General features: G+C 52.5%; 19 protein-coding genes. 4 read left to right on the forward strand and 15 right to left on the reverse strand.

Going from position 1 to position 16,378, the window contains the following annotated elements; translation table 11 throughout:
* Window positions 1-175: 175 nt before the first annotated feature.
* From BLV48_RS05275 to BLV48_RS05310, 8 genes are all read right to left on the reverse strand, one after another.
* The gene (locus BLV48_RS05275; RefSeq protein ID WP_091824188.1) at window positions 176-547 is read right to left on the reverse strand and encodes a hypothetical protein; all 372 of its coding nucleotides are present in this window, start codon (window positions 545-547) and stop codon (window positions 176-178) included.
* Between the two features lie 119 nt (window positions 548-666).
* Window positions 667-1,089: a GFA family protein gene (locus BLV48_RS05280; protein WP_309546606.1), complete on the reverse strand. Its 423-nt coding sequence runs from the start codon at window positions 1,087-1,089 to the stop codon at window positions 667-669.
* A 66-nt stretch (window positions 1,090-1,155) separates the two neighbouring features.
* Complete coding sequence (locus tag BLV48_RS05285) at window positions 1,156-1,365, reverse strand: hypothetical protein (protein ID WP_091824194.1); 210 nt, start codon at window positions 1,363-1,365, stop codon at window positions 1,156-1,158.
* Between the two features lie 54 nt (window positions 1,366-1,419).
* Window positions 1,420-1,815, reverse strand: coding sequence for a YybH family protein (locus BLV48_RS05290; protein WP_091824197.1), 396 nt, complete (start codon window positions 1,813-1,815; stop codon window positions 1,420-1,422).
* A 47-nt stretch (window positions 1,816-1,862) separates the two neighbouring features.
* Window positions 1,863-2,288, reverse strand: a complete 426-nt coding sequence (locus tag BLV48_RS05295) for an N-acetyltransferase (RefSeq protein ID WP_091824200.1) — start codon at window positions 2,286-2,288, stop codon at window positions 1,863-1,865.
* Window positions 2,289-2,388: 100 nt separating this feature from the next.
* Window positions 2,389-3,303: a DUF4868 domain-containing protein gene (locus tag BLV48_RS05300; RefSeq protein ID WP_091824202.1), complete on the reverse strand. Its 915-nt coding sequence runs from the start codon at window positions 3,301-3,303 to the stop codon at window positions 2,389-2,391.
* Complete coding sequence (locus BLV48_RS05305) at window positions 3,303-3,881, reverse strand: hypothetical protein (protein WP_091824205.1); 579 nt, start codon at window positions 3,879-3,881, stop codon at window positions 3,303-3,305. The genes BLV48_RS05300 and BLV48_RS05305 overlap by 1 nt, the downstream gene beginning before the upstream one ends.
* 108 nt (window positions 3,882-3,989) lie before the next feature.
* Window positions 3,990-4,349, reverse strand: a complete 360-nt coding sequence (locus BLV48_RS05310) for a hypothetical protein (protein ID WP_217632950.1) — start codon at window positions 4,347-4,349, stop codon at window positions 3,990-3,992.
* A 428-nt stretch (window positions 4,350-4,777) separates the two neighbouring features.
* Here BLV48_RS05310 and BLV48_RS05315 point away from each other — a divergent pair, with 428 nt between their 5' ends.
* A complete protein-coding gene (locus BLV48_RS05315; RefSeq protein ID WP_091824211.1) occupies window positions 4,778-5,611 on the forward strand; it encodes an enoyl-CoA hydratase-related protein in 834 nt (277 codons plus the stop codon).
* A gap of 3 nt (window positions 5,612-5,614) precedes the next feature.
* Here the strand turns inward: BLV48_RS05315 and rssA are convergent, their stop codons facing one another.
* Genes rssA through ylqF form a run of 4 tightly spaced genes read right to left on the reverse strand, consistent with a single transcriptional unit; the run spans window position 5,615 to window position 8,958 of the window.
* Window positions 5,615-6,514 carry a patatin-like phospholipase RssA gene (gene rssA, locus BLV48_RS05320; protein WP_091824214.1) on the reverse strand — a complete coding sequence of 300 codons (900 nt, stop codon included), beginning with the start codon at window positions 6,512-6,514 and terminating at the stop codon, window positions 5,615-5,617.
* A 30-nt stretch (window positions 6,515-6,544) separates the two neighbouring features.
* Complete coding sequence (locus BLV48_RS05325) at window positions 6,545-7,723, reverse strand: BaiN/RdsA family NAD(P)/FAD-dependent oxidoreductase (RefSeq protein WP_091824217.1); 1,179 nt, start codon at window positions 7,721-7,723, stop codon at window positions 6,545-6,547.
* Between the two features lie 3 nt (window positions 7,724-7,726).
* Complete coding sequence (locus BLV48_RS05330) at window positions 7,727-8,044, reverse strand: hypothetical protein (RefSeq protein ID WP_091824219.1); 318 nt, start codon at window positions 8,042-8,044, stop codon at window positions 7,727-7,729.
* Window positions 8,044-8,958, reverse strand: coding sequence for a ribosome biogenesis GTPase YlqF (gene ylqF, locus BLV48_RS05335; protein ID WP_091824222.1), 915 nt, complete (start codon window positions 8,956-8,958; stop codon window positions 8,044-8,046). Before ylqF ends, BLV48_RS05330 begins: the two co-directional genes overlap by 1 nt.
* A gap of 130 nt (window positions 8,959-9,088) precedes the next feature.
* Here ylqF and BLV48_RS05340 point away from each other — a divergent pair, with 130 nt between their 5' ends.
* Window positions 9,089-10,315, forward strand: coding sequence for an EAL and HDOD domain-containing protein (locus BLV48_RS05340; protein WP_091824225.1), 1,227 nt, complete (start codon window positions 9,089-9,091; stop codon window positions 10,313-10,315).
* A gap of 278 nt (window positions 10,316-10,593) precedes the next feature.
* Here BLV48_RS05340 and BLV48_RS05345 read toward each other — a convergent pair whose 3' ends face one another.
* Together BLV48_RS05345 and ydiJ are read right to left on the reverse strand one after the other, a co-directional pair.
* On the reverse strand, window positions 10,594-11,088 hold the full coding sequence (locus BLV48_RS05345) for a putative 4-hydroxy-4-methyl-2-oxoglutarate aldolase (RefSeq protein ID WP_091824228.1): 495 nt from the start codon (window positions 11,086-11,088) through the stop codon (window positions 10,594-10,596).
* A 108-nt stretch (window positions 11,089-11,196) separates the two neighbouring features.
* Window positions 11,197-14,253 carry a D-2-hydroxyglutarate dehydrogenase YdiJ gene (gene ydiJ, locus BLV48_RS05350; protein ID WP_091824548.1) on the reverse strand — a complete coding sequence of 1,019 codons (3,057 nt, stop codon included), beginning with the start codon at window positions 14,251-14,253 and terminating at the stop codon, window positions 11,197-11,199.
* 152 nt (window positions 14,254-14,405) lie between these two features.
* Here ydiJ and BLV48_RS05355 point away from each other — a divergent pair, with 152 nt between their 5' ends.
* Window positions 14,406-15,344: a LysR family transcriptional regulator gene (locus BLV48_RS05355; protein ID WP_091824231.1), complete on the forward strand. Its 939-nt coding sequence runs from the start codon at window positions 14,406-14,408 to the stop codon at window positions 15,342-15,344.
* A gap of 68 nt (window positions 15,345-15,412) precedes the next feature.
* Window positions 15,413-15,808 (forward strand): thiol-disulfide oxidoreductase DCC family protein, encoded by a 396-nt coding sequence (locus BLV48_RS05360; protein WP_091824233.1) that lies wholly within the window; start codon window positions 15,413-15,415, stop codon window positions 15,806-15,808.
* On the opposite strand, the gene BLV48_RS05365 is transcribed toward BLV48_RS05360, so the two are convergent.
* Window positions 15,803-16,366 (reverse strand): YgjV family protein, encoded by a 564-nt coding sequence (locus BLV48_RS05365; protein WP_254774972.1) that lies wholly within the window; start codon window positions 16,364-16,366, stop codon window positions 15,803-15,805. The two genes, BLV48_RS05360 and BLV48_RS05365, sit on opposite strands and share 6 nt — an antisense overlap.
* Window positions 16,367-16,378: the final 12 nt, after the last annotated feature.

Here is a 16,378-nt window from a genome sequence, read left to right on the forward strand (position 1 = left end):
GAAAACCCAGGGCAGGCGACCATCATTGCCTGCATGTGCAAGCTGATCGTGGTGCTCAACACCATGCTCAAGAATGAGACACGATGGGGCAGAAAATCTGCCCCAAGTATTTACTAGACACCATCGCCACTTGGTTGTCTGTAATTCACGGCCAAGCCGTTCTGCGGTTCTGTGCTTATTTCATTGGTTGAATTTGGAAATCGGCAGCGCCCAATCCAGCTTCGGTGAAGGTGATGAGGAACCGGTTTGCAGCGCCCTTTGGATCAGCAATCCACATTTCTCTCCATGCACGAGAGCCTGGCACCCCAACAGGTTGCTGAACTACGAACTTGAAAATTCTGGCGCCCGGTTTAACTCTCAAACCTTCGGGCAGCTGCTCTAAGGCTGCAGTGGTATCGGAAACCAACTGTGCATTGGCAAGAGTGCCTTCACTGGCTACTCCGGGTTTGATCTGTGAAACAGGCTTCAACTGATCGTTTGATTGGCATGCTGTAAGCGCAAGCATGACGGTGGCAAGAAAGACTCCTTTCTTCATAAACTTTTCCATCGGTTAATTCATTTCCTTAGTGTTAGTGAAGGTTTTTACATATTACGCCCGCATAAAGGGCGCCCGATTAGGGCATCCAGTGGACGGTCGCCAGGCCGGGAACGGACTTGATTGATTTGTTAAATGTCGTCGCGCCATTCCCTATGCTTGCACGCCCTATTGTACTCAAGCCATGGCACGTCGTGCGACACCCAAATATGGGCCTCTGGCTTCAAACCGGGATCATCGTCCAGAGTGGCTACCCGAACAATTACGTGAGGCTGCCCAAGCCTCTCGGCAACCAAATGAGATCCACAGCGTTTGCAGAAATGGCGCAATTTGCCAGGAGATGATTCGAACGTAGAAATAGAGTCTATGCCACTGAGCCAGCGGAAATTCTCGCGCTTTACTCCCGCGGTGGAGGCAAACGGGGCCGCATGGGCTTTACGACAGGTCTGACAATGGCAATGCACGATCGGCATATCCAGAGAGTCGATTTCGTAACGTATCTCGCCACACAAACAGCTTCCCTTCAACCCCATAGGGGATCTCCTTCTGTACATTTAACACCTTGCAGCAAGCGCGCCCACGGAATGGAGCCGTAGTGGGTGTCGCCGTGCCTGCACTGGTTATGCAGTGTTGGCACGGGCTAGTAATTCCAATGCCTGTTCAAAAATCTTCTCTACATGCTCTCTGTTCTCAATATTTTCTGGAAGTGCTGCCCGGTCGCCTTCAACACCCGCGATCATTTCCTGGAGCATGCCAGGACGCTCAGCATCAAGACGCTGAAGCAGTCCCGTCAATAGATACAGAGCCGCATCGGCTTTAACGCTTTCCATATATTAACCTCAGTTCCCAGTTCCATAATGCTGCATAGCGTCGCCGTGCCTGTTCTAAAAGCGCATGTGCAAACTAATAATTTCATGGCCGTATGAATTGTCAATAGAACATAGCCAGGCGCCACTAGGTGATTTATTGAATACGTATGTAGCCTTGCGTTCGGCAGCCGGAAAGCCTGGACCCGATACTACAGTGTTTGCTAGCACCAAAGCTGTATCTCCCGACTCTAGTATCTCCATACCGTTTTGCTCAACTTGCAATCCGTTTTTGAAATATACAGCTATAGCTTCAAAAGCTTTACGGATTTCACTTTTTCCCACTGCATTCCGGCCCGGCTCTATAACTAATACTGCGTCATCAGTATAGATATCCATGAGGGCATCGAAATCCTCAGCAACGATAGCTTTGTCTGCCCTTTCGATTTGAAGCTGTACTGGATGTTGATTCATTTTCTTATTTCTCCTTTATGCATGATGCAAAACACAGCGGCGCGAGTTTACGAGTGATATTCCATGATGAGCTCAGGGTGCCCAGTGTGCTCATCGATCTGCTCTCCAAGTAAATTGAATCCGTGCTTCTCATAAAATTTGATGCTCGGAATATTATCTTTATAAACAGTGAGCTGAATCTTCTCTCGCCTATTCTTCGCATCATAAATTAGAGCAGAACCCAATCCTTTGCCTTGCAGGCCTGGTCTCACAAAGATCGCAGCTAGATTGTTCTCATACAGGCTATAGAAACCAACCACCTCTCCCTCTTTTTCATATACAAGCGTCTCCGATGCAGGAATGTATACATCACGCATCATGCCAATCATCGACTTCCAAAATTCAGGTTCGATAAAGTTGTGGGCTTTAACCGATGCAGATAGCCAGATTCCCAAGATTTGATCAATATCGGCTGCCTGATAGTCGCGAATCATTTATTTGTTTCCTGGTTCTTGTAACGCAAAGTTTTGCGGCAATTTTGGAACCGCGAAGCGGTGGAGAAATTGTCCGACAATAGCGTTTTTTAAGTGCTGCCTAGATCTCAGTTGCATCTGGGACATCATAAATATTGTCAGTGATCTCGCTCATCAGACGGTGATCTAGCAAAACCTGCATAATGACTTTTACAGTCTCAGAGCATGGGATCATTGTGTTACTGGCATTATCAAAATTAATACCCCACCCCCTAGCATTATTGACTCTTTGTAGATTTTGGATGAAATTCAGCCGATTATAGATCCCTTTTTTTTCAATAACGGCCATTCTTCTCAACTGTATGGAGTTGTTTCCTACATACTCTACTATTGGCGATAGATCAGAGAATAAGTTACTGAACGAAGGTGACTGCTGAAGCTGTGAAAATGCAGCAACATACTCTTCACGATACTTCATTGCAGACTCAAACCCGCGTTTATTTGCAATAAATGCCGTATTACCAAAAACGTAAAAGTCGAAACTTTTTTCAATAGAAAAACTATTATTCTCCACTGCCGATAGTTCTCCATTGGAAAAAATCATATTTATATACTTCTTAGGGTAAGAGGTCTTCCATGATGACGTGGAACGTTTTACAGCATAGACCGTAATGCCATTTAATGTAAACTTAACCACATACCCTTTAGCCCCTTTCAGATCTTTTGACTCTGAGATCCTATGTTCGCTTTCTAGACGATCTACGAGAACCTTTAGGTTGGAGAAATCTGTAGTAGAAGGATCTAAAGTAAGACAGCTACTTTCATTATTTTGCGATATGTAAGTATATGGGCTGTGCTCTGTTATCCTATCAATCTCTTTCTTGACGAACTCTTTTAGTTTCGAGTTTAAATCGTCCTCAGTTTGAACATAAAATGCACGAAATCGTGAAGACGTAGTACTATCTTTGAAAACCCATAGATGTGGATTAGAATTATCGAAGTCGAATGTTTTCAAAGATTGGAAGTCAACTGACATTAGCCACCTCTCGCAACATAGCAATCTTGTATTGTTTGCACACTATAATCACCGGGGATCAGGTTTCCTTTATACAACACTCTTACACTTCTTTCGTTTCCGTTTATTTCTATTTCTGCCTCATAAAGCTTCCATCCAAACATCAGCAAAAGTGGATTCATTATTATCTGTCCTGACTTGTATGTTATTGCGAACATCCAGATCAAGAACACGGCAAAACCTAAAAGTTTTTCAGGATATTCGTAGCTAATCCCCATGAATGAAACAACATACGGAAAAACATAGTTAATAATGTCGTTGGGAATTGCTTTCGTTTTTTTTACTCTGGCCTCAAATGGAAACGATATTTTTTTGAGCGATATATTGGATAAAATTACTGAGACAAAGGTTATAAGGAGAAAAGCTATAGACAAATATGGGTTAGAGAACGAGTTAAAGTAACATTCGCTCATTTTTGAAATGTCACAAAATGAGCGCCCCCACCAAGAAAACGGTATGTCTTGGACGGCAAGTATTAGGGCCAGCGGTAGGTAAGAGCCAATGAAAATTACAAAAGCTGAAAAAATTCTAAATTGCATTTCGAATTACCATCCGATATCTCCTGGCACACTGACACTTAACGCCGCATTAAAGGGCCGAGCGTAGCGAGGTCCCAGTGAGCGCAGCGAACGATTTTAAATGCTTTGTTATGCATTTGACGTTCCTCCGTAACTTGATACTTGCTCAAGATATATTGAGCCACTATCAGTTTGAATTAGCTCGACTAAAACACCTACGGATACACCCAACTGAAAATTACATTCAACTAATGATTTGAGACCCGTTTCGTTTGGCTCAAAGTGGCTAACAGCGACTGCAATCTTAGATTGCTCTATGTTGCCTCCACATTCAGTAATAGCAACATCGAAGTCTTGTTCTATCGCTTCTTCGGCAGAAGAATCCATCTTAAGAGCATACCCGTAAGTAGAACCAATCTTTTCAAAGCTTCTATTTTTAAAAAGATCTACAACCTCAAGGCCAATTACTTTAAGTTCTTCGTCAGTCATAGTCATTTTGATGCATAACATTTTGATACTGCGCATGCGCATTTTCGCTCACGTAAGGAGCCATGATATACTCGCTAACTGACTGTATATACGGGATAAATTATGAATCACAGCCATTCTCCTCCGTTGAAAACGAGCATGCGCATTTGTGCGAAGTGTTGTGCGCAGTTGCAGTATCCCGCAGCACAGTATCCATAATCACCTGATACTGAACTATTTTCAAAACTCATTCCAGTAGCAAATGAGCACAGAACTACTGCTATGGGACTGAGCTGTCAATCCATCTCCTTCCCGATCTGATACTGGGCAGACCTTGGTCTGCCCTTTTTTGTTTCATAAACATGACTCCCAACCCGGATATGTTCTGTTATTCTTGTGTCCTACCGTCACAATTTACAGCCAACAAGGATAATGACAGGGAGTGCTTCATGACTAACGCCATGCCCACGCTACAGGATGCCCGGCTGGAGCTGGAGGATCGGGTTGCCGTACTCACGCTTGCACGCGATGACCTGCGCAACGCCCTGACCGGTACGGCCCTGATCGATGACATTGTCACCACCGTTGAATGGGCCAATCGCGCCCCTACAGTTTCTGTACTGGTAATTACCGGTGATGGCAGCGCGTTCTGTGCCGGTGGCAATATCAAGGAGATGCAGTACCGTGATGGTGACCACCGCCAGGGCCCCTTCGGCGGTGATGCACTGGAACTGGAACGCAAGTACCGTCAGGGTATCCAGCGTATTCCCTTGGCGCTGCATCGCGCCGAGATTCCCGTCATCGCGGCTGTTAATGGCCCAGCGATTGGTGCCGGCTGTGACCTTGCCTGCATGTGCGATATTCGGATCGGTTCCGAACGCGCCACTTTCGGTGAGACGTTCGTTAATCTTGGCATCATCCCCGGTGATGGTGGTGCTTGGTTTTTGCAGCGCTTGATCGGTTATCAGCGAGCGGCAGAAATCACGCTGACCGGACGCCTGGTTCACGCAGAGGAAGCGGTCGAGATCGGACTTATGCTGGAACAGGTGCCTCAGGATCAGCTGATGACGAGGGTCATGACGCTGGCTCGCCAGATGGCTGCCAAGCCGCCACAGGCATTGCGCATGAGCAAGCGCCTGATGAAACAGGCACAGCGGCACGAACTGCCGGACTTTCTGGAACTTTGTGCTGCCTGGCAGGGGATGCTGCACAACACCGATGATCATCAGGAAGCGGTGATGGCATTTGTTGAAAAACGTGAAGGCCTCTACAGAGGTCGATAAGATCTAGCGCTGCAGCAGGCGGTGAATGGTTGGCAGCATCTCTTCCACCGCCCGCTCCCCTTCCCTGATCGCTTCTTCTGCTCGGTAAAACTCCAGCAACCCAATATCGGCCAGCGGTGGCGACAGCAGGATATCGGGTGGATCCCCCGCCATGCGGCTACGTGTAATACGGTCCTGTATGATATTGATCGAGCCGGCAATGGCATCAAACATGCTCGGTGAATGATCCTCAGGCTCATCAGCTCCGGTCAGCCGGGTTGTATATTCGTCGACCAGCTCAGTTAACCGACCCATCACGCCATTGCGCGGCTTTTGTGTTTCGACCGGTTTAGGTTTATGCAGGTGGCGCCCGATGATATCGCCATTCAGATTGACCGCAATCACCACCTCAGCACCCATCGCTCGGCACAGAGATACCGGCACCGGGTTCACCAGGCCGCCGTCTACCAGCCAGTGGTGATCATGACGAATGGCTGGAAACAGGCCCGGTAACGAGATTGAGGCCCAAACGGCCTGTAACAGTGAGCCCTCGGTAAACCATACCTCACGCCCTGTCTCCAGCTCGGTGGCTACCGCGCCATAGGCGCACTGAAGTGATTCAATATGGGTATCGTCATCAGAAATGTAGGTGTTCAGAAAGTGGTGGAAACGTTCAGTATTGACGAAACCTTGACGAGAAAGATTCAGTTCGAAAAATCGAGCGGTCTCGAATCGGCTCAGTGAACGCACCCACTGTTCGAGGCGGTCGAGACTGCCACTTGCACAGGAAGCGCCAACCAGTGCACCAATTGAGGTGCCGCAAATGATTTCGGGCTTAATCCCTTCCCGGGCCAGTGCATTGATCACACCGATATGAGACCAGCCGCGTGCGGAACCACTCCCCAGTGCCAGGCCAATTTTCATGCGTAGATCTCCCTGTCATTTCGACATCAGTTAGACATGCTGACCCGCACAGTAACCTGAAGCCCAGGCCCATTGGAAGTTGTGTCCCCCCAGATGCCCGGTCACATCCAGGCACTCACCGATGAAATACAGCCCCGGGGCCTTGTTGGCCGCGAATGTTTTTTGAGACACCTCAGCCGTATCAATGCCTCCAAGAGTTACCTCCGCGGTACGATAGCCCTCGGTGCCTGAGGGTTTGACCTGCCATCGGTTGAAACGCTCGGCAATCTCGGCAATGCGTGCATTGCGGCACTGGCCAATCTCGTCGTGTATTTGCCAGAGATCGCACAACGTCTGTGCCAGGCGCTTGGTCATATGCTGTGCCATGAGGGTACGTACCTCGGCCTTTGGGCGCTCGTCACGTTGCTGCCTGAGCCAGTGTTCAAGGTCAGTGCCCGGCACAAGATCGATTTCAACTGCATCGCCTCCACGCCAATAGGATGATATCTGCAGAATGGCTGGACCGCTCAGGCCGCGGTGGGTAAACAGCAGGTTCTCATTGAATGAAACGCCGTTGCAACTGACTCTGACCGGCTGAGATACCCCTGCCAGTGGCTTCAGGTGCTCCAGCAGATCAGGTTGGAGTGTAAAGGGTACCAGTGCCGCCTGACGCGGTGTGACGTTGAGTCCGAATTGCTCGGCGATCTGGTAGGCAAATCCGGTGGCACCACCGTTGGGAATCGACAGACCGCCGGTGGCAATCACCACCGATTCGGCAACAAATTGTCCGCGGGATGTGCGCAACGCATAGCCACTGGTGGTGGGCTTGACTTCAAACACCTGGGTTTCGGTCATAATCTCAACCCCTGCCCATTCACACTCGGTCAGCAGCAGCTGAAGAATTTCCTTGCTGGATTCGTTACAGAACAGCTGACCGGGTGTTTTCTCGTGGTATTCGATGCCATGGCGGTCAACCAGCTCAACAAAATCAGCAGCCCCAAAACGACTCAGCGCTGATTTACAGAAATGCGGATTGTCACTCAGGAAGTTGGCTGCCGTGTTGTGTAAATGGGTAAAGTTGCAGCGCCCACCACCTGACATGAGAATCTTGCGACCGATCTTTTTGGTGTGTTCGAGCAGCAGTACCCGACGGCCGCGGTAGGCCGCAATAGCCGCACACATGAGACCAGAGGCACCGCCGCCGATTATGATGACATCCCGCTCAGACACGCCTTAATCGTCCTGTTCAGCATCGGGCTGGACGGCTTTGTCCTGGGGCTTGTCTTTGGCAGCATTGAGCTTGCGAATCTTGGCCGCCAGCGGCCCTCCATGACGGGTTCCCTTACGCCCGGCAGCCTTGTCCCGTTCCAGCGCGTTCTGGCTGCCCTGCGCCTTCTCATACACGGACTTCTGTTTCTTGCGCTGTTCAAGTGCGCGCTTGCGCCGCGCTTCCTTGCTGGTCGGATCCGCAAGGCGCTCCTGTTTCTTGGGCTTGCGCTCCAGTACGGTCATGAAGGCGCCGATCTTGCGTTGTTTTTTACCGCGACTCATCAGTTACTCTCCCCGGCTTCAGCGGCTGCCAGTGCAGCGGCTTCGGCGGCGGCCTGTTCGGCCTCAATTCGTTTACGTTCCCACTCTTCGACGGTTTCGAAGGTTATGGGGCCCAGCTTGCCTGCACGCAGCTCAGTGAGCAGGATTTCAGACGCCTTGTGGCGGTCGACAACACCACCTGGACGAAGGCAGCCTCGCTTGCGACCGATCTCATCCAATAGTGCTTCGCGCCCTTCGGGCAGGGTTTTGAGTTTATAGCGCTCCACCAGTCGCTGCGGATAATCCTGCAGCATGAAGCCTGCGGCATAGGCCGCCACCAGTTCATGTTCTATGGCGGTATCCTTGATCGCACCGCTGGCGGCAAGGCGGTAACCGGAGTCTTCATCCTCGATTTTCGGCCACAGAATGCCCGGTGTATCCGACAACGCCATGCCGTTGTGCACACTGTAACGCTTCTGAGCCTTCGTGACGGCCGGCTCGTTGCCGACTTTGGCAATCTTGCGCCCAAGCAGTGCATTAATCAGAGTCGACTTGCCCACATTCGGGATGCCCATGATCATGGCACGTACGGGACGATCCTGACGGGTGCGTGCCGGCACCATCTGCTTGCACAGTTCCGGAATTCGCTTGATCAAAGCCTTCTGCTGCATATCCAGTGCAACTGCCGTGATCGCTTCGCGCGCATTGAAGTGATCGAGCCACTCCCGAGTCCGCACGGGATCGGCAAGGTCCTGCTTGTTCAGCAGTTTCAAGACCGGCTTGTTGCGCCGCAGCTGATCAACCAGCGGGTTTTCACTCGACATGGGCAGGCGGGCGTCCAGGACCTCGATCACCACATCGATCTCATCCATTACCTGCGCAATTTCCTTGCGCGCCTTGTGCATGTGTCCGGGAAACCAGTTGATACGTGACATTAACAATCCAGTGCTTGCAAATCAGGGGGCAGCATTATACCTGCAGGCCGTACTCAACCATACCTGCAGGTGCTTGCAACATGATAAAATTATACACTTCCAGCCTGAAAACGCCGATTCGGGGACATGAATGGACAGTAATACTGAACGGGGACAGCCTCTGCTGGCCCGACAGCCGATCTTCGATCACCAGCAGCGTGTTATCGCCTATGATCTGTTGTACAAGGAAGACGAACACCTGAACGCGATGTTGCAGACGGACCCTGAAGCTGAATCCAGCTCAGAGGTGATTCTGCACGCCTATACCAGTATTTCGGATCAGGGCGAAGTGAAGCGCGTGCCCGCATTTATCCAGATTGCACCACGCATGATTCTGGAAGGCACCATGCCGACACTGCCGGCCAAGCAGGTCGTGATCTGTATTCGCCTGACTGAGCCGGGCAACATGGATCTGCTGCGTGCTCTGCATAAAATGTCGAAAGATGGCTACCGTATTGCGCTCACCGACTTCCGCTTCAGTCCCGAATACGATACTGCCCTTAAAATTGCCAAGATTATCAAAATTGATGTTGGCCAGTTGGATCGCGAGGAAATTCGCCGCCAGGCAGAGCTGCTTGCGCCTTACAAGTCTACTCTGCTGGCAACCAACATCACCAGCTTCGACACGCTTGAACACTGCATCGAGAGCGGGTACAAGCTGTTCCAGGGCAGCTTTCTGAGCAAGCCCAAGGTTGTGAAGGGCCGCAAGGTCAATGCCAATCAGATAGCCTTGATGCAGCTGATGCAGGAGCTGCAGAAGCCCAATGCTACACCGGAAAAGCTTGAAGACTTGATCATCCGTGACCCTATACTCACCTATAAGCTGCTGCGCATCGTCAACTCTGCCGCCTACTCACTTGTGCGCCAGGTTGAGTCGATCGCGGAGGCTGTTGTGTTGCTTGGAATGGAGCAGATCAGAAAGTGGGCCACCCTGATTGCGATGACGGCGAACCGAGATAAGCCGGAGGAACTTACCCGCATCTTGCTTACCCGTGGCCACATGTGTGAAATGATCGCGCTGAGTGAACATCAACCCAACCCGTCCGGTTTCTTTATGGTTGGCATGATGTCGGGCCTTCATGCGATGCTGGATATTGATCAGGAAACACTGCTTGAGCAGCTGCCACTGGGCGAGGATATCAAAGCGGCATTGGCTAGAGGTGAAGGCAAGATGGGACAGCTACTAAGGCAAGTGATCGCGTATGAATCCGGTGACTGGGATCAGTTGCCCAGCGATTTTGATATCTCGCTGTATGAGGCAACCTATCGTCACAGCTTGAAGTGGACCAAAGAGTCGATGCAGGCGATGTACGAATAAACCCATAAAAGAAAGCGCGTATCCGGAGAAGGGGTAGCCGGATACGCGCAGTGTGTACTTCCTTTTCAGCCTGCTCTGACAGGCCAGCGCACATCCGGTACGCTGTTGAATCCAGTATAGCCTTGGCTTTGAGCTTGTCACTGCAAAGTTAAAATATTTTTTAACTTTTCTGTTTTTGTTTTTAAATAACAAAAGGTTGGAAAGGAATTCAAGAAAGCATATGAGGATTGGTCGATAGAGCTATGGGCGGCGGGCAGTTTTGCCCGCCGCAACAGTAATCAGGCGGATGGCAGTTCCAGCTTTTGTTCGGAAACGAGTATGCCGTTGTTATCCGCATAGATAAATTCGCCCGGGTTAAAGGTCACCCCACCGAAGGTAACTGGTACGTTCAGCTGACCGACACCCAGCTTTTCTGTCTTCATGGGATGGGTTCCCAGTGCCTGGACCCCCAGCTCATCCAGCTCGGAAATCGCATTCACATCACGGATACAGCCGTAGATGATGATCCCTTCCCAGCCATTCTGCTGAGCCTTTTCAGCCAACATGTCCCCCAGCATGGCACGGCGCATTGAACCACCGCCATCCACTACCAACACCTTGCCTTTGCCGGGCTGAGCAACTTGCTCGCGTACCAGCGAATTGTCTTCAAACGCCTTGATGGTGACGATCTCACCACCGAAGGTTTCGCGACCGCCATAGTTGCCGAACATCGGCTCAACAACGCGTACCAGTTCCTCAAAGTGATCACACAGATCAGGCAGCAGATCTTGCATCGGGGTGCTCCTTGTTTCAGTTGGCGTAAATGTGCGCCATCATCGCCGATCGATTATATGTTTGCACTACAACTTAGGCATGGGGCCACAGCCCCATACCTTGAGAACTTAAACCGCCGATACTACATCGAGCAGCACCTGTACCGGGTGCGGCAGCTGCTGATCGTCAAAACGTTTCACCTGAGAGCGGCAGGAGTAGCCAGTGGCCATCAGCTTGCCCCGGTTTTCCGGGTGGTTGACGATATCGCGCCAGCTCAGGTCATAAATATCCTTCGAGCGCTGCAGGTTGGCAGTTTCATGACCGAAGGTGCCCGACATGCCACAGCATCCTGTCGCCACCACATCCAGCTGCTGGCCCAATGCAGAAAAAATGTTCTGCCACTGACGAATGCTCGGTGCAGCAGAGGTTTTCTCTGTGCAGTGAGCCATCAGACGGTATTCGCCCTGAGGCAGAATTTCAGGCAGCTCAACACGCTCCAGCTGCTGACTCAGCCATTCCTGAATCAGCTGTACCGGCGGCAGCTCACCTTCGACAGCGTCCTTGTACTCCTGGCGGTAGGTAAGTGTCATGGAGGGATCGATACCCACCAGCGGCAGGTCTAACTCAGCCAGTTGGTTGAGCATGCGCGTATTGCGCTGAGCCGCCTTGTCAAACGCAGCCATAAAGCCATGGACATGCAGAGGTTTGCCGTTGGGCATGAACGGGGCCACCATGACGTAAAATCCGAGTTTGCCCAGCAGATCAACCAGGTCCAGCACCAGCCGGGTTTCAAAGTAGCTGGTAAAGGCATCCTGCACGATCACCACGGCGCGTTCACGCTGGGCTGCACTGAGCCTGCTGGCGACCTCTGGCGTGGCCCAGTCGATGCCGCGCTGATCCAGACCTTGCCTGAGGCTGTTGGTGCAGATCACGGGGCTGTCGACCATGCCACCGATACGGCGCATGACACTGCGTACCAATGTATTGCGCATGGCCCAGTTGTACGGAGCCGGATACTTCGACAACGCTGGGATCATGAACTCAAGGCTACCGACCAGATAATCCTTGACCGGGCGCAGATAGCGGCCGTGATAAACTTCAAGAAAACGCGCACGGAAGTCCGGCACGTTAACCTTGATCGGACACTGGCTGACGCAGGACTTGCAGGCGAGACATCCCATCATCGCCTCATGTACTTCGTTTGAGAAGTCATAGCGCCCCTTGCGCCTGGCCAACGTGTTGCTGATTTTCTTCGGCAATGCCAGCAGACCACTGCGGCTGCGTGCCTTTTCAGCTTCTGCTTTCACATCCACGCCACGGCTGGCCATCAGGCGCAGCCATTCACGGATCAATGAAGCGCGCCCTTTTGGTGAGTGAATACGCTCACGGGTGCCTTTCCAGCTTGGGCACATGGCATCGTTCGGGTCGTAGTTGTAGCAGGCACCGTTCCCGTTACAGTTCATGGCGGAATCGTATTGCTCACGCACCGCCGCACTGATCTGCCGGTCATGCTGCCCCCGCGTCGGGACCGCATCGATCTTGAGCAGTTCGGCTCCATCAATCGCAGGCGTTGCAATTTTGCCCGGGTTCAGCTGGTTGCGCGGATCGAAACAGCCCTTGATCTGCTGCAGTACAGGATAGAGCGGGCCGAAAAACTCGGGGGCATATTCGGAACGCACGCCTTTGCCGTGTTCGCCCCAGAGCAGCCCCTTGTACTCCTGTGTCAGGCGCACCACCTCATCGGTAATTTCACGGATCAGCTTTTCCTGCTCGGGGTCTTTCATGTCGATGGCGGGACGCACGTGCAGTACACCGGCATCCACATGACCAAACATGCCATAGGCCAGACCGCGATCATCCAGTACCTTGCGGAACGCCATGATGAAGTCGGCCAGGTTTTCCGGTGGCACGGCGGTATCTTCCACAAACGGGATCGGACGCTTCTGCCCCTGCGCGTTGCCCAACAGACCTACGGCTTTCTTGCGCATGCCCCAGATCTTGTTGATCTCGCTGGCGCCATACACCACGCTGAAGCCGAAGCTTTTACCCGGTTCGCCGCTGATCTGCTCAAGATGTCGGCAAAGCTTCTCGACCTTTTCGCGCAGCTCCGCCTCATCATCACCGGTGTACTCCACCAGATTGATCCCCTGAATGACCGGGTCGCCCTCTTTCTCGGGGAAGTAGTTACGCACGCTGTCCCAGACGATATCGCCCATTGCCAGATTCAGCACTTTGGAGTCCACGGTCTCGATCGAGGTGGGCTGCCACTGCATCAATGCCTGAGCATCACGCAAAGAGGCTTCAAAGCTGTCATATTTAATGTTGACCAGTGCTGCATGTTTGGGGATCGGCAAGACATTGAGCTTTGCTTCAGCGATAAACGCCAGTGAGCCTTCGGCGCCGCAGAGGATGGAGTTCAGATTGAAACGGCCGGATTCATCACGGATATGGGCCAGATCATAGCCGGTCAGGCAGCGGTTCAGCTTGGGGAAGCAGGTATCAATCTCATCCTGTCGCTCACGCTGAATGCCATCCAGCAGACGGTGTACTTCTCCCACACGATCGGTACGTTGCTTAATTGTTTGCAGCTCGGCCTCATCAATCGGGCCGGATTGCCACAGCGTACCGTCCAACCAAACACTGGTGAGCTCAAGAACATGGTCACGGGTTTTGCCATACAGCACCGATCCCTGGCCGCTGGCATCGGTGTTGATCATGCCGCCGATGGTGGCGCGGTTGCTGGTGGACAGCTCCGGCGCAAAAAAGAGTCCGTAAGGCTTGAGCGCGGCATTGAGCTGGTCCTTGACGACCCCGCCCTGCACTCGCACCCAGCGCTCATCCGGATTGATCTCCAGAATCCGGTTCATGTGCTTTGACACATCAACGATCAGGCCATCGGTCAACGACTGCCCGTTGGTGCCGGTGCCGCCGCCGCGAGCACTCAGTACGATGGAACGGAAACGGGGTTGATCCGCCAGACGCGCTATCAGCACAAGATCTTCACTGTTTTTCGGATACAGCACACCTTGAGGCAGGATCTGATAGATGCTGTTGTCGGTTGCCAGCACTACGCGGTTGGCATAGTCCGAGTTCAGATCCCCCTTGAACCCTTGCTGTTTCAGGGTTTCGATAAAGTCCAGATACAGGCTTTGAGTATCGTCGATGCTGTCAATGCGAGGGATCATGGTGCTCTCCGGGGCTTGTTTGAGGCGCAAGCGGGCTGTCATCAGAACAGACAGTCTGACAACCATTGTTCAGTGGCGGGTAATGATGCAGAATCTTTATTTATCATTCAAATGATTAAATTCTATAAATTAATCAATATGGCTAATCAATAATGAGCAGCCCGATCGGTATTCGTCATCTGCAGGCTTTTATCGAGGTCGCACGCTGCGGCAGCTTTACACGTGCCGCCGAGCATCTGTTTCTGACCCAGTCCGCCCTGACCGCTACCATCAAACAGCTGGAGCAGGATGCAGGGCTGATTCTGTTTGACCGCACCACTCGGCGCGTTGTGCTCAGTGCCGAAGGAGAGCGTTTTCTGCCGGTAGCCGAGCGCCTACTGTCGGACTTTACCGCAGCTCTGACCGACCTGCGCGCCCGTGCTCAGCTGCAACAGGGGCAGGTCAGCGTGGCGGGCTCCCCTTCGGTCGTGACCCGCCTGCTGCCCGCAGCCTTGCTGCAGTTCCGCACCCGCTTCCCTTCGATCCAGGTCAACATCCGCGATGAAAGTGCCGGCAGCCTGGAGCAGCGCGTGCTCAACAATGAGGTGGATTTTGCGGTCGCCGGCAACCACTCACAGCAACCCGAGCTTGAATACGCCCCCCTGTTGCGCGACCGCTACGGGCTGGTGGTGCCCAGCGATCACCCGCTGGCGCGGCATACCCATCTGTCATGGCAGGCGATACCCGATGATCATCTGTTGTTGCTGTCGCAGGATACCGGCATTCGCGCCCAACTCACCCGCTTCAGTCAGCGAGGCGATATTCCGATTCGATTGGACCGGGTTCAGATTGAGGTATCCAACCCTGCCGCCATGGCGGCGCTGATCAGTCAGGGACTCGGTATCAGTCTGCTGCCGGCCCTGGCCGCCGACGTGCACTCCTTTGCGGGGCTGGTTTTCATTCCGCTGCATGAACCACAGATCGAGCGTGAAATCTGCATCATTACCCGCAAGGGACGAGCACTGAGCCCGGCTGCAGCAGCACTGCTCGATACCCTGCGAGAACATCTGCACCAGACCCAGCTGCCCGCCTGGTGCAGCGCAATCAATTGAGCGGGATCTGTTTATGCCTGTGCGACGTAAGGATCTTAAACACAGCCTAGCGTGCATGAGATTACCCGATGCCGACTCGACCGATCCTTTTCTATGATGGCCAATGCCCACTTTGTCGCAAGGAAATTGCCCACTACCAGCGGCTAGACCGCCAACAGCGGGTTGATTGGCAGGATCTTTTCACTCCCAAATCCAACCCGGAGCACTATGGTCTTGATCGTATTCAGGCAATGCGCGTGATTCATGCGGTTGATCGGCAGGGACAGCTCCAAACCGGGGTACATGCCTTTATGGTGATCTGGCGAGAGCTGCCCTACTACAGACACCTGGTCAGCGTGATCGATCAACTGCATCTGACTCGGCCGCTGGACTGGGCCTACCACCGTTTTGCCATCTGGCGTTTTCGATCTCGCTGCAAGCAGGGTTGTAAGCTGCCACCTGTCAAAAGGCTCACCAACTCATGAGCCTGCCGGGGGGTGTCCAAGATCAGGATACTGTTGCTTTAGGCGATGCAGCCGCCAGATTGTGATGGCGTTGGTAACCAGCACCAGCCCCTCAGCGAGAGTGGCTCCCACTGAGCCGATCAGGATGTTGCTGGTCATCCAGCAAAGCGCTGCAGCCCCCAGCATCAGCCGCATCGGGATACCACGAAGCAAAAACATGCCCAGTGTACCCAACGTACCGGCCAGCAGAGCGAAAAGGTCATGCCAGCTCTGCCAAGTCACCCAGGCTCCAGCCATATTGAGCGCCAATATCACTCCAAGCAGCCACAGGTTTCCAGGGTAACGGCGGGCCAGAATTATGCGCAGGATCACAATCAGTGTCAGCACTGAGGCTGTCCAGCTCTGAAACAGGGCAAATTGCAGCGCAAAGGCTACATTCGCCGCCAGCAGCCAGACCATCAACCGTTGGTCCTGTTTGCTGGCAAAGGCGATCAGGCATAAGACAAGCGCTGTCAGACTGACCAGCTGGCCTGCGAGTTCCATTGGACTTAAGGATGCCAGCATCAGCGTACTGCCCATTTCGAAAGACTA

The organism is Marinobacterium iners DSM 11526 (genome assembly GCF_900107855.1).
Lineage (GTDB): Bacteria > Pseudomonadota > Gammaproteobacteria > Pseudomonadales > Balneatricaceae > Marinobacterium > Marinobacterium iners.